The organism is Halococcus sp. PRR34, assembly GCF_028617175.1.
Taxonomy (GTDB): domain Archaea; phylum Halobacteriota; class Halobacteria; order Halobacteriales; family Halococcaceae; genus Halococcus; species Halococcus salifodinae.
In genome coordinates this window covers 332070-344758 of the sequence record NZ_JAQJDA010000001.1, presented here as the reverse complement: position 1 = coordinate 344758, position 12689 = coordinate 332070, and the positions used below count along the sequence as shown (strand labels likewise).

Annotated in this window: 13 protein-coding genes and 3 tRNA genes; 6 read left to right on the top strand and 10 right to left on the bottom strand. The window is 65.9% G+C overall.

Annotated features, from left to right (window positions below):
- Positions 1 to 39: 39 nt before the first annotated feature.
- From PHA81_RS01730 to PHA81_RS01720, 3 genes are all read right to left on the bottom strand, one after another.
- Positions 40 to 1215, bottom strand: coding sequence for a BMP family protein (locus PHA81_RS01730; RefSeq protein WP_005045768.1), 1176 nt, complete (start codon positions 1213 to 1215; stop codon positions 40 to 42).
- Positions 1216 to 1508: 293 nt separating this feature from the next.
- Positions 1509 to 2912 (bottom strand): phosphomannomutase, encoded by a 1404-nt coding sequence (locus tag PHA81_RS01725; protein WP_005045770.1) that lies wholly within the window; start codon positions 2910 to 2912, stop codon positions 1509 to 1511.
- 57 nt (positions 2913 to 2969) lie between these two features.
- Entirely contained in the window at positions 2970 to 3425 is a 456-nt protein-coding gene (locus PHA81_RS01720) for a DUF5793 family protein (protein ID WP_049910396.1), read from the bottom strand.
- A gap of 132 nt (positions 3426 to 3557) precedes the next feature.
- Here PHA81_RS01720 and PHA81_RS01715 point away from each other — a divergent pair, with 132 nt between their 5' ends.
- Positions 3558 to 4211, top strand: a complete 654-nt coding sequence (locus PHA81_RS01715) for a class I SAM-dependent methyltransferase (protein WP_005045774.1) — start codon at positions 3558 to 3560, stop codon at positions 4209 to 4211.
- Between the two features lie 41 nt (positions 4212 to 4252).
- Positions 4253 to 4353 (top strand) — tRNA-Gly (locus PHA81_RS01710).
- Positions 4354 to 4421: 68 nt separating this feature from the next.
- Here the strand turns inward: PHA81_RS01710 and PHA81_RS01705 are convergent.
- From PHA81_RS01705 to PHA81_RS01685, 5 genes are all read right to left on the bottom strand, one after another.
- A complete protein-coding gene (locus tag PHA81_RS01705; RefSeq protein ID WP_005045776.1) occupies positions 4422 to 5207 on the bottom strand; it encodes an ABC transporter permease in 786 nt (261 codons plus the stop codon).
- Positions 5204 to 6184 carry an ABC transporter ATP-binding protein gene (locus PHA81_RS01700; protein WP_005045778.1) on the bottom strand — a complete coding sequence of 327 codons (981 nt, stop codon included), beginning with the start codon at positions 6182 to 6184 and terminating at the stop codon, positions 5204 to 5206. Before PHA81_RS01700 ends, PHA81_RS01705 begins: the two co-directional genes overlap by 4 nt.
- A 79-nt stretch (positions 6185 to 6263) precedes the next feature.
- Positions 6264 to 7553: an MFS transporter gene (locus tag PHA81_RS01695; RefSeq protein WP_005045780.1), complete on the bottom strand. Its 1290-nt coding sequence runs from the start codon at positions 7551 to 7553 to the stop codon at positions 6264 to 6266.
- 737 nt (positions 7554 to 8290) lie between these two features.
- Positions 8291 to 8363 (bottom strand) — tRNA-Arg (locus PHA81_RS01690).
- Positions 8364 to 8403: 40 nt separating this feature from the next.
- Positions 8404 to 8718, bottom strand: a complete 315-nt coding sequence (locus PHA81_RS01685; RefSeq protein WP_049910397.1) for a twin-arginine translocase TatA/TatE family subunit — start codon at positions 8716 to 8718, stop codon at positions 8404 to 8406.
- An 83-nt stretch (positions 8719 to 8801) separates the two neighbouring features.
- Here PHA81_RS01685 and PHA81_RS01680 point away from each other — a divergent pair, with 83 nt between their 5' ends.
- From PHA81_RS01680 to PHA81_RS01670, 3 genes are all read left to right on the top strand, one after another.
- Positions 8802 to 8975 carry a hypothetical protein gene (locus tag PHA81_RS01680; RefSeq protein WP_161606977.1) on the top strand — a complete coding sequence of 58 codons (174 nt, stop codon included), beginning with the start codon at positions 8802 to 8804 and terminating at the stop codon, positions 8973 to 8975.
- On the top strand, positions 8968 to 9789 hold the full coding sequence (locus tag PHA81_RS01675) for an HD domain-containing protein (protein ID WP_005045786.1): 822 nt from the start codon (positions 8968 to 8970) through the stop codon (positions 9787 to 9789). The genes PHA81_RS01680 and PHA81_RS01675 overlap by 8 nt, the downstream gene beginning before the upstream one ends.
- 74 nt (positions 9790 to 9863) lie before the next feature.
- Positions 9864 to 9936 (top strand) — tRNA-Gly (locus tag PHA81_RS01670).
- Positions 9937 to 9958: 22 nt separating this feature from the next.
- Here the strand turns inward: PHA81_RS01670 and PHA81_RS01665 are convergent.
- Both PHA81_RS01665 and PHA81_RS01660 read right to left on the bottom strand, forming a co-directional pair.
- Positions 9959 to 11740: an AarF/ABC1/UbiB kinase family protein gene (locus PHA81_RS01665; protein ID WP_005045788.1), complete on the bottom strand. Its 1782-nt coding sequence runs from the start codon at positions 11738 to 11740 to the stop codon at positions 9959 to 9961.
- A 13-nt stretch (positions 11741 to 11753) separates the two neighbouring features.
- Positions 11754 to 12131, bottom strand: coding sequence for an Hsp20/alpha crystallin family protein (locus tag PHA81_RS01660; protein WP_049910387.1), 378 nt, complete (start codon positions 12129 to 12131; stop codon positions 11754 to 11756).
- A 177-nt stretch (positions 12132 to 12308) separates the two neighbouring features.
- Here PHA81_RS01660 and PHA81_RS01655 point away from each other — a divergent pair, with 177 nt between their 5' ends.
- Positions 12309 to 12665, top strand: coding sequence for a hypothetical protein (locus PHA81_RS01655; protein WP_005045794.1), 357 nt, complete (start codon positions 12309 to 12311; stop codon positions 12663 to 12665).
- Positions 12666 to 12689 lie beyond the last annotated feature (24 nt).

The window sequence follows — 12689 nt, the reverse complement described above, 5'->3', positions numbered from 1 at the left end:
CTCCCACGTCGTCCGTGGCATGAATCGTTCGTCGGCCACTCACTCGCCCTGGCCGGGCTTTTGTGGCACCGAGATGTCGCCCGCGATGATCTTCTCCTGGGACTCCTCGAGGGACTGTTTGACCTCCTCGGGGATCTCCGAGCCGAGTTCCTGGCCGTAGACCGCCTCGACGCCGTTCCCTTCGAGACCGAGGGTCGTCACGCTCCCGCCGTTGAAGCTGTCGTTGGCGACGTTCTCGATCGACCTGAACACGGCGTTGTTGACCTTCTTGACCATGCTCGCGAGGATCACGTCGGAGAAATTCGGCGAACTCTTCGACTGATCGGAGTCGACACCGATGGCGTACCGGCCCTGTCCCTGGGCGGCCTGGAACACGCCGATACCACTCCCACCGGCGGCGTGGTAGACGATGTCCGCGCCGTTGTCGTACATCGAGACCGCGGCCTCCTTGCCTGCACCGGGATCGGAGAACGAACCGGTGTACGCGACCCGCACGTTCGCCTCCTCGTTCGCGTGTTTCGCACCTGCCTCGAACCCGGCCTGGAACTTCTTGATCAGCGGGACTTCCTCGCCACCGACGAACCCGAGCGTCGCGTTTTCGGGGTTGGTTTCGCCCGCACCCGCGCTCATCTCACGTGTCGTGAGCAGACCCGCGAGGTGGCCGATCTGGAACGATCCGACGTGTTCTTTGAACGTGTAGCTCGCGACGTTCGGCTCCTCGACCACACCGTCGACGAGCATGAAGTTCTGGTCGGAAAAGTTGGGAGCGACGTCCTGAAGCCCGCTCACCTGTGCGAACCCGATACAACAGATCAGGTCGTAGGCTGGGCTGGTCTGCTGGGCGAACCGGCGCTGAAACGTCGGAAAATCCGAGTTCTGCTCCGGCTGAGCGTTGTTGAAACTGACGCCGATCTCGTTGGCGGCCCGCTTGACGCCGCGGTTGGCCGAGTCGTTGAACGACTTGTCGCCGAGGCCACCCTTCGCGTACACCATCCCGACGTTCATGTCGGAGCCACTACCCGACCCGCCGCTCGCGTTCCCGGTCGCGTTCGAGCCGTTGCCACCGGACCCGTTCGATCCTCCTGAATCGTTCGACCCACCGGAGTCGTTGCCCGAACCGCTTCCACCACCGCCGCTCGTACAGCCCGCAAGACCGGCGATACCGGCTGCTCCAGTGATCTGCAGGAATCGTCGTCTGTCCGGACTCGTGCGCATGCCATGAACCACTGTCGTAGTGGAATAAGTGTATCGTTCATTCGGGACCACCGACGGTGCCGGCGATGTTCGCATAGCGACATCGACGGACACGTGTGGGTGTCGCCCAGCATCGTTCACTCGCCGACCGACGCCTCCGAGAAGTCGACGGGAGACGCCCGTCCGGCGCAAGCAGATCGGTTCGGATGCGGAGGGCAGCAGTGAGAACGCGACGGCGATCGTCGGAATACCGGATGCCGTCGGGGCGATCCCATCGTAGAAAACCTTGAAAACGATTTTCGCGGATTCGACGCTCAGTCTTCGACGGCCGTCTCGACCGTCGCCACCGCCCGTTCGCGGAGCTCTTCGACCTGCTCGCTCTCGGCGTACACCCGGACTTTGGGTTCGGTACCGCTCGGTCTGACGAGCACCCACCCCTCGTCGAGATCGAGCCGGACGCCGTGTTCGGTCTCGACAGCGGCGTCCGGGAACGCCTCGGGAAGCGTCGTCGCGAGGCGCTCCATCACCGCGTCCTTTCGATCGTCGGGACAGTCGACGCTCACCTTCCGGTAGGGGCGCTCGGCGATCGGCTCGCGGAGCGCGGCGAGGCTCCGACCGGCGACCAGCCGCGAGAACACCGCAGCGCTCGCCACACCATCGATCCACGGCCCGAGGGCGGTGTGGATGTGTTTCCACGGTTCGGCCGCAAAGACCACCGACGTGTCGGCGTCGCCCGCCTCGCGCACCGCCGCGATCCCGACGTGGAGCGCTCCCAATCGGACGCGCTCGACTCGGCCGCCGGCCGCCGCGACCCGCTCGTCGATCCGTGAGGAGGCGTTCGGCGTGGTCACCACCACCGGGTCGTCGGCGTCGCTCGCGCGGGTGTAGTGCTCGGCGAGGATCGCCACGATGGTGTCCTCGTGGACGATCTCGCCCGTTTCGTCGAGAAACACGACCCGATCGGCGTCACCGTCGTGGGCGATCCCGAGCGTCGGTCCATCGGTCTCGTTGGCCGCGGCTCCGTCGCCGTCGTCGCTGTCGTCGAGAAACACCTGAAGATCGCCGAGCGTCTCGGGCGTGGGCTTGCTCCCGCGGGCGGGGAAGTGGCCGTCGACGTTCGCGTTCAGCGCCACCACGTCGGCCCCGAGCGCGCGGAGCACCTGCGGGGTCGCGCGGCTCGCCATCCCGTTGCCGCAGTCGACGACGATTTCCATCCCGTCGAGCGCCGCCCCGTGGCCTGCGGCGTAGTCCGCGATGCGGTCACGATAGCCCGTGAGCGGGCCGATCCGTTCGGTGTCGCCCCACTCGTGCCACGCCGTTGGCGACCCGTCCTCCTCGACGCGTTCCTCGATCCGGGCTTCGGCGTCGTCGCCGTACTCCTCGCCGTTTTCGAACAGCTTCAGCCCGTTGTCGGTCGGTGGGTTGTGACTCGCTGTGACCATCACGCCGCGACGGCCGCGCGAGGCAAAGGCGAGCGCTGGCGTCGGGAGTACCCCTGCCCGTCGGACCGTCGCCCCCGCGCTTTCGAGGCCGGCTTCGAGCGCCGCCGCGAGCGCCGGGCCGGTCTCGCGGCCGTCACGGGCGATCACGAACTCGACCGGCTGACCGTCTTGGTCGACAGCGTCGGTTCCGGCGGCCCGGCCGACCGCGAGCGCGAGCTCGGGCGTGAGGCGCTCGCGGACGTCACCGCGGATACCCGCGGTACCGAAGAGAGTCATGGTCGAGGATCGAACGGGCGGTATTTATGGCGGGTGGTTTCCGCCGACGGTCCTGGCTTAGAGCTCGACGCCGCCGGGGATCAGACTGTGCTGGCGCACGAGATTTCCTTCGCTATTGTACACGAGAAACGTCGTCTTGTCCTGGGTGAGCACGTCACGGCCCTCGAAGCGGACGACCATCTGGTAGCGCCCCTCGTCGTCGGTCGCCTCGCCGTAGGCGCGCGCCGCCCGGATGAACCCGAGCACACCATCCGAATCGGCGTTGAGTTCGAGCACGAAATCGCCGGTGATGCGGTTGGTGACGCTGAGGACACCGTCACCATCGTCGGCGTGGAGGCGGTAGTTGACGTCGGTCTCGTCGGCGGCAACGAGGTCGTCGGTTCCCGCGAGTCGCTCCTCGAGCACCTCGCTCGGGCCGTCGAAGTCGATGGTGAGGGTGGGTTTCGCCGGCTGGCCGTCCACCGCCACCCAGTCGGTGTTGCTGACGTGGAGGTCGAAGTACTCGCGCCTCATTCGGTATGGCTCGCCTACGACGCCCGGCGTCATGAACGTAACGCCGGTGTGGCCGATCGGTGGGCGACCGCCCAGCCGAGAATCGCCGAGCCGAACGGTTGAGGTGGGCGGGGACCGAACGCGACTCACTCGATGGACGACGATTCGCCCACGCGCCGCGGCGTCAGAGAAACCTACGACCGGATCGGGAGCCACTTCGCCCAGACGCGTGCACACCCGTGGCCGGCGGTCGAGCGGTTCGTCGAGCGCGCGACGCCCGCGACCGACGCGACCTGGGGACTCGATCTCGGCTGTGGGAACGCGCGCCACGCCGCCCTGCTGACCGACCGAACGGAGCGGGTCGTGGGGATCGACGCGAGCCGCACGGTGCTCGACACCGCACGCGAGCGGGTCCAGGAGGTGGACGGCAAAATCGAACTCTGTCAGGCCGACGCAACCCACCTCCCGCTCGCCAGCAACAGCGTGGCCCTCGCGGTGTACATCGCCACGATCCACCACCTCCCGACCCGCGACGCACGCATCGCGAGTCTCGACGAACTCTCGCACGTGCTCGCACCGGGTGGGCGCGCCCTCGTGAGCGCGTGGAGCACGACCCACGAGACGTTCGACCGGGAGGAGGGGTTCGATACGACCGTCGACTGGACGCTGCCCGGCGGCGAGACCGTTCCGCGATACTACCACATCTACGACCCGGACGAGTTCGAACGGGACCTACGCACAAGCGCGCTCGGAATCGAGCGAACCTTCGAAGAAGCGGGAAACTGCTACGCCGTGGTGGGCGACTAAAGGGAAAGGTCCTTAGTCGCCGCCGAGAGAAACTCGAATGCGCACCAGTGGTCTAATGGCAAGACCTGGGCCTTCCATACGCGGACGGTCCCCGTTCGGGTGAAGACAGCCCATGATCCGAGTTCGATTCTCGGCTGGTGCAATCGCTTTCTTGACGCTCGACGATTCGTTCGGTCGCCCTTCGAGTGTCCATTCGAGTTCGAGGACGACCTACTCGGTTAGTCCGTACCCACGCTGGAACAGCCAGACATCGATCGCGACGACCACTGCGGCCGCACCGCCGAGCACGGCGAGCGAAACGTTTGGCTCGATCGAGGCGATCCCGAGGAAGCCGTATCGCACCCCGTCGACCATGTAGACCATCGGGTTCACCAGCGAGACCGTTCGCCACACGGGTGGAAGCGCGTCGAGCGGATAGAACACCGCACCGAAGAACACGAGGGGACGGATGATGAACTGGTTCAGCACGGTGAGATAATCGAAGTCGCGTGCCCAGAGCCCGCCCATCACGCCGAAGCCAGCGAACAGCACCGCGATCACGAGCACGAACGCGACCGCGTAGACCGGGTTCGCGAGCCCGACGCCCGTCCCGATGGTCAGCGGGATCATGACAGCGCCGACGAGCGCGATGAGCACGCCGATGATCATGCCGCGGAGCGCGCTCGCGCTCACGTACGCGCCGACCATCTCGGTGTAGGAGAGCGGCGAGGTCTGAATCTCGTGGATGTACTCGTTCCAGCGGCCGTGGAAGATCGAAAACGAGGCGTTCTCGAAGGCGTTCGCGATCACGCCGAGCACGATCAGTCCCGGGAGGATGTAGAGGATGTAATCGACGCCCTCGATCGAGCCGACGCGCGCACCGAGGATCACCCCGAACACCGAAAAGTAGAGCACGTTGGTGATCAGCGGCGGCAGGAACGTGTTCCGGGGCCGGCGGACGAACCGGAGGATCTCGCGGTGGACGAGGGTTCGCAGACCGGTCGAGACGACGCTCATATCGAGGCCTCCGGCGATTCCGTTTCGTCGGCCCGATCGGTCCCGTCGGTTTCGTCCGCTTCGTCGCGTCTGGTCAGCTCGACGAACACCTCTTCGAGCGAGGTTCGAGAGATGTCGATGTCGACCACGGTGTGGCCCTGGCGATCGAGCTGGCGGATGAGATCGGGCGCGACCTCGCCACCCTGTGGAGCCGTGATCACGAGGGTGTCGCCGTCGAGATCGACGTTCACGACCCGTTCGTTGTCGATATTGGGAGCTTTCGCGGGTGGTTCGCGGAGCTGGAGTCTGATGGTGTCGTTGCCGCGGGCCATCAGCTCGTCGGGGCTCGCGACCGTGACCTTCTGCCCCGAGTCCATGATCGCGACCTCGTCACAGAGGCGTTCGGCCTCCTCGATGTAGTGGGTGGTGAGGAGGATCGTCGTGCCGTCGTCGTTGAGATCGGTGATGATCTCCCAGAGATCCCGACGGAGTTCGACATCGACCCCGGCGGTGGGCTCGTCGAGGATCAGGAGGTCGGGGTCCGACACCAGCGCGCGGGCGAGCATGAACCGGCGTTTCATCCCGCCGGAGAGCCAGTCGAAGCGCGTCTCGCGCTTGTCGTAGATTCCCACCGTTCGGAGTGCCTCGTCGGCGCGCCGACCCGCTTCCTCGGTCGAAATCCCGTGATAACCTGCCTTGTGGATCAGGACTTCTCGGATCGGGAAGAACCGGTCGACGTTGAACTCCTGGGGCGCGAGGCCGATCCGGTCACGGGCCTCGCGGTACTCGTCCTTGACGTCGTGGCCGAACACGCTGGCCTCGCCGCCGGATTTCCGGACGAGCCCGACGAGAACGTTGATGAACGTGGTCTTGCCCGCGCCGTTCGGGCCGAGGAGGCCGAAGAACTCGCCCCGCTCGACCGACAGCGAGAGCCCGTCGAGCGCCTGCACGTCGCCATAGCTTTTTTCGAGATCGGTCGTAGAAATCGCGAGCGACACTACCGGACAATGGGTCGGCGGGCGATTAAGCGTGTTGGCTTCGGCTGGGCAAGGTCCTCGCTGGTGCGATTCCGGCAGATCAGTCGCCCGGCGTGGGTGTCGCGCTCGGTGCGGGATCGAGGCTGTAGAGTGCGGCGAACACGCCGGTGGCAACCACGATGAACCCCGAGGCCGTCAGGAAAGCGACGAACACGCCCGTCGCGTCCCAGATCGCGCCCACAGTGAAGGGACCGGCGACCTGGCCGACCTTCCACCCGATCGAGCGCAGCGAGAGGCTCGCCGCGACCGCGTCGAAGTGCTCGCCCTCCTCGACGAACAGCGCCATGCTTGCGGGGAGCCGGAGACTGTCGGCGATCCCGATCACCGCGAACGCACTGAATAGCACGAAAAAGGCCGGCACGAGCGTGAACCCACCGAACGCATTCGTCGAGAGGGTGGGGAACACCGCGCCTGCGTACTCGGCCAGCGGGATGATCGCCGCGCCGAGCGCGTACACCAGTGCGCCCGCGATCACGAACTGGTGTTTGTGGCCCACTCGATCGGTGTAGCTGCCGACGCGGCCCTGAAGGAGGGATTTCGTGAGTTTGCCACCCGCGAGCACGATCCCGACGAGGAAGGGGTTCATCCCGAACTCGGTCCGGGCGTAGATCGGGAGGAAGATGATGACCGCCATCTTGCCGAAGCTGAGGCCGAGCCGGAGGACGACGAGCGCGCGGATCGCGGTCCGGTCCATGAGTCTGCGGAGGGTCTCGACGCCGGTGGCTGCCTCGGGGTCGGTCCGCCCGCCGGGGTTGTCCCGGAGGAAGAAGAAGACCGCGACCGTCGCGCCGATGGTGACGACACTTAGAACGGCGTAGGTCAGGGAGAACCCGTAGACGTAGAGCAGGAGGCCGCCGACGAGGTCGCCAGCGAGGCTCGAAAACGCCCCGACCTGGTTGTAGGTCCCGAGCCACTTCCCGCGCTCCTCGCTCGGGCTGAGTTCGCCCACGACCGCCGAGCCGGTGATCCAGAGGACGCTCGCGCCGAAGCCCTGGACCACGCGCATCAGGATGACACCGGAAACGTCGCCGACCTGCGAGAATCCGACGAAGACGAGAACGTTGAGCACCAGGCCGGCGAGCAGGAAGCGTTTCGCGTTGTGGGTGTCGATCAGTCGCCCGAGCGGGAGGACGATCAGGAGCTGGACCAGCGCGAATGCCGTGCCGAACAGCCCTTCCACAGTACCAGTGGTCCCGAACTGGTCGGCGTACAGCGCGAGCGCGATCAGGATGGTGGAGTACGCCTGTGAGCGCGCGAACGCGGTGCTCGCGAGCGCGACGAACTCCCGATTTCTGAAGAGGCTCAGCGAGCCGCCGTCGGTTTCCGCCACTATCGTGGAATCCGCGATGGAGACTGAAATATTCGATTATTCCGGGGATGTTCGGAGGGTTCTGGCACGTTATCGAGGACCACGAAGCGGTTCGTGTGGGCGGCCGCTGTGCAGCTGCGGTGGCGGAGCGGTCGTGGTGGCGGCGGTGCAGTTGTAGTGGTGGCGGTGCAGTCCTGGTGGATCGAGGGCGAGGCCCGAACGAAGTGAGGGGCCGAGGGCTCGGGCGGTGCTGTGCGGGGCGGTTGCGGAGAGCGCAGCGTCCGCACGAGCGGAGCGAGCGCGGTTCACGAGAGACGCTCCGCGTCTCTCTGGCTCTCGTTCGCTCCCTGCGGTCGCTCACGGCGAGCGCCCAGCGGGCGCGAGCGGGGGTTTTTCATGTCCTCGTGAGCAGCGTGGGATCGAAGGTCCCACGGGCCGTTCGCGCGGCTTCGCCGCGCGAAGACGAAGCGAACGAGGGCTCGGAGCGGCTACGCCGCTCCGGTGAACGTTTTTGCAAGGAGGGTTGCGCGAGCGAACGTAGTGAGCGAGCGCAATCCCTCCGCAGTAAAAAGGTTCGTGCGCGGGATTCGAACCCCGGTCGATCGCTTCCTCGCTCCCGTCGGTCGCGAGACTGCGCTCTCCCTGCTTCGAATCTCGCACGGTACGCTGTCGGTTGCTCACGTCCGTTCGCAACACGACAGCGGGCGTGGCGGGACTCCCACGAGCGTAGCGAGTGGGAGTACGTCACGGCCGCGAAGCGGGCGTGACGGGATTCGAACCCGCGATCGAGAGGTTAGGAACCTCTCGCCCTATCCGCTAGGCCACACGCCCCGGCGGGGCGAAGTGGCGGGTGGGAAAAACCGTTGTGTTGTTAGTTGCTCTCGACTTCGGTGTTCTTCTCGTTGACTTCCGGCGGGTTGTGATCGACCGCGTCGCCCCCCGAACTGGCCTCGTTCGCGGCGTTTGCCGTCTCCGAAGTGGCGTCGCTCTGGGCGACGTCCTGCATGTCTTCGAGTTCGTTCTCGACTTCCGATCGTCCTTGCTCGAACTCGCCGCGGGCTTCGCCGAGTGCGCCAGCGAGTTCGGGGATCTTGTTCGCCCCGAACAGGAAGACGATGATCACGAGAATGATCAACACCTCCGGCCCGCCGGGAATGCCTGGTATCTGGAGTATGGCTCCGAACATCGTGGTCATAGCTTACGAACTGTGTAATATAGGCTTTTTGCTCGGGTAGGAAGCGTTTTGCGCTCGTCACGTCTACCCGGCTCGTGGCCGATATCGGCGACACGGCCCCCGATTTCACCACACTGCTCGCGAACGGCGACCTCGCCGAGACGCTCGCCCTCGCCGATCGGTGCGGCGCTGTACCGTCTCGATCATTCACCGCAGCACACGACCCCATCAGTTTTCCTTCCAGCCATCGAACGCCGTCCGATGAGTGACACCGCCGGCACCGCGAACAGCGGTCGCGTCTACGCCCCCGAAAACGACCACGCGTTCCCCGACGAACGGGTCAACGAGGTGCTCGATCTCGTCGAAAGCGACCCCGAGATCCAGGCGTACCTCGACGCCCAGAACGTCAACCCGGTCGCGCGCAAGCGCTACAACGACCACGGAGCGAAACACATCTCGATCGTGCGCAACCGTGCGCTCTGTCTGTACGACCTGCTCAAGGCCGGCAGCGTCCAGTTCAACGGCGCAGCCGATCAGGGTCTCGACGAAGCCGACGAGCCCGTGATCATCGCACTCGCCGCCACGCTCCACGACATCGGCCACGTCGTCCACCGCGACGAGCACCCCTACTACTCGATCCCGCTCGCCGCCGACGTGCTCGATCGGGTCCTCCCCGAGTTCGGGTTCTACGACACCGAAGCCCGCGTCCGTGTCAAGGGCGAAGTCCTCCACGCGATCCTCTGCCATCACACTCCGGAGACGCCGCTGACCCTGGAGGCGGGCGTCGTCCGGGTCGCCGACGCGCTCGACATGGAACACGGCCGCTCGCGCAAACCCTACGAGCAGGGCGGGCGGGGGATCAACACCGTGTCGAGTCAGGCGATCCAGGAGGTCTCGCTCGAAACCGGCGACGGTGCGCCCGTCCTCGTCGAGATCGAGATGACCGACGCTGCCGGCGTCTACCAGGTCGACACGCTCCTGAAGGCCAAACTCACCGACTCCGGTCTCGAAGACCACATCCGGATCGTCGCCGTCACGACCCACAGCGCCGACGAACAGCTGGTCGAACGCGTCGAGCTCTGATCTCCCCGCATCTTCCCCGCCACAGCGCACGAGTTCGGGTGATTTATGTCGTCGAAGCACGTCCTCCCGGATGCGCGTCAGTGGTGTAGCCTGGTATCACCTCAGCTTCCCATGCTGATGACCCGCGTTCAAATCGCGGCTGACGCACTTCTCTCCATCCGACTACCGACTATCGGTCGTCGGGCTCTCGCTCGACGTCGATCGGTGTGCCGATCGGCCCTGCCTCTTCGTCCCCGGTATCGCGCTCGGCCATGGTGTCGGTCGCGCCGTCACCTTCGGTCACGGAGTCCGTGTCCTGTCCGCGACGCTGGCGCAGGCTCTGGCGAGTGAACTCCGGCGTGGCCTGGAGCCGCTGTCGGCTGCGGAACGACCGGTACAACAAGAGTGCAATTCCCACCGAGAACGTCGCGGCGACCGCAGTCGCAAACGGCGTCGCGAACGCGTAGAGTATCGCCACCGAAAGCACGCCCGCCGTCAGCAGGAGGCCGAAGACCAGGCGGTTCGCGAGCGATTCGAACAGGCCGTCGGTGTCGTCGAGATCGGCGTGTACAGTGAGATCGCCCCGGTTGAGTCCGTCGAGCGCACGTTCGAGTTTCGGCGGGGTTCGCACCGTGGCCTCGGCGAGGTCGGTGACCTCCGTGCCGCGCTGTTCGAGGAACTGCTTGATCCCTTCCTCACGATACCCCTCCTCGACGAGGTAGTCGGTCGCGACCGAGATGAAATCGAAGTTCTGATCGAGCGTGACACAGACCCCCTCGACGACGGTCGCGACACGAAGGACCAGGGCGAGGTTCGCGGGCAGCCGGAGCGGGAACTCGTAGATGGTGTCCTCGACCTGCCCGACGACCTCCTGAACGCGGTACTGGTCGACCTCCTCGCCCCGGATGTCCTGTATCGCGAGCTCCATCACGTTGCCCATCGTCTCGCGGTCGGCGGTCGGGCTGAGGGTGCCCATCTCGACCAGTGCGTCGAGGATCGCGTCGATGTCCTGGTTCGCGATCCCGATGTAGAACTCCACGATCTTGCTCTGGATGTAGTCGTCGACCCGACCGCTCATCCCGAAGTCGTAGAACACGAGCGTGCCGTCGGGTTCGACCGCGAGGTTGCCGGGATGGGGATCGGCGTGGAACACGCCGTCGTCGACGATCATCTGGAGGTAGACCCGTTCGAGGCGCTCCGACAGCTTGGTGCGGTCGATCCCCATCTCATCGAGCTCGTCGACCGCGGTGATCTTGGTCCCGGGAACGTACTCCATCGTGAGCACGCGGGGGGTGGAGTGACTCTCGACCACGTTCGGGATGCGGATCGTGTCGTCGCCCGCGAAGTTCTCCCGGATCTCCTGGAGCATCCGTGCCTCCCGAGTGTAGTCGATCTCCTCGTGGATCGTCTTGTCGAACTCCTCGGCCAGCGTTTCGAGCGAGAACGAGCGCGCCTCGCCGATGAACCGGATGAGGACGGGCAGACTCCACTTGATGACCTGGAGATCGGCCTCGATCAGCGATTCGATGTCCGGTCGACGGACCTTGACCGCGACCGGCTCGCCCTCTAGCTCCGCCCGGTAGACCTGACCGAGGCTCGCACCGGATATCGCGTCGGTGTCGAACGCCGAGAACGCCTCGTCGACCGATCCCAGCTCTTCCTCGACCACCGGTTCGGCCTCGGCCCATTCCGCAGGGGGGACCTCGTCCTGGAGCTTCGAGAACTCCGCGACGTACTCTGGTGGCAGGACGTCGGGCCGCGTCGAGAGGAGCTGGCCGAGCTTGATGAACGTCGGGCCGAGTGTCAACAGCGAATCGAGCAGCACACGCGCGCGTTCGCGTCGCATCGTGCTCGTGACCTCACGCCGCCCGCCGAACAGGAAGTATCGTCGGCGGTCCCGAAGGTACGCGACGATCAGCGGGAGGAACTGGCGGAAGACGACGAAGAACCGGCCGTACGCACGGAGGTTCACAGCGTGTGCCCCGTCACAGCTCGTCGGACTCGCTCCCGCCGACCGCTATCGGGATCGACGTCGCCTCGGTGGCGTCGCGCTTCGGGAGCCGGAGCGTGAGGGTGCCCCGATCGAGCGTCCCCTCCGCGCCCGTCCCGGCGACGTCCGGCGGCAGCGGGAGCTCCGCGTCGAGGAAGAGCGGCCGGTCCTCGTCGAGATACCGAAACGCCATCGGGAGGTCCTTCTCGCGCCGGGCCTCGATCCGAAGACGCGCCCCGTCGAGTCGGACATCGAGCGTCTCGCTGCCGACACCCGGAAGATCGATGACGAGGAGATACGCCGCCTCGGACTCCAGCAGGTCGGCGAACACTGGGTCCGGGAGGTCGCCCAACGCATCGCGCAGCGCGGACATGGGGAAACCGTGGAACGCCGGGGCGAAAAACCCCCCGATAGCGGTCACCGACACCCTACCAACGGCCCGATTTCACGTCTGAGACGCCGTGAAACAGTCCGAAACAGTGCTGAACGATCGGGAACGGTCGGTAACGGTCCACATGGTTCATATTGGGGAGGTGCTATCTTCGGATAGATGACGAAGACCCGTCCCGAGCCCAGGGTCGAAGGTGATGCCGCCGCCGGCCCACAGCCCACCGCCACCGAACCGCCGACCGTCCTCCTCCGCAACGAAGACGACACCGATCACGCGCTCGACGTGTGTATCGCTGCCGGCGATGGCGTCCTCGTCGACGATTCGCCCACCGTCGACGGCGACAGTCAGCGTACCGTCACCGCCACGGCCGGCAGTGTCGGCACCGTCCGGGTCGAACTCCGCGCCGACCACGGCGGCTCCGCCAGTCTCGCGTTCGATCCCGGCCAGCCCGGCTCGACGCGGGTCCCGGAGTTCGTCATCCGTCCCGAGACCATCGTCGTCGCCGGTCTCCACTGAAGCGCTCGTTCTCCCGGCTCTCCA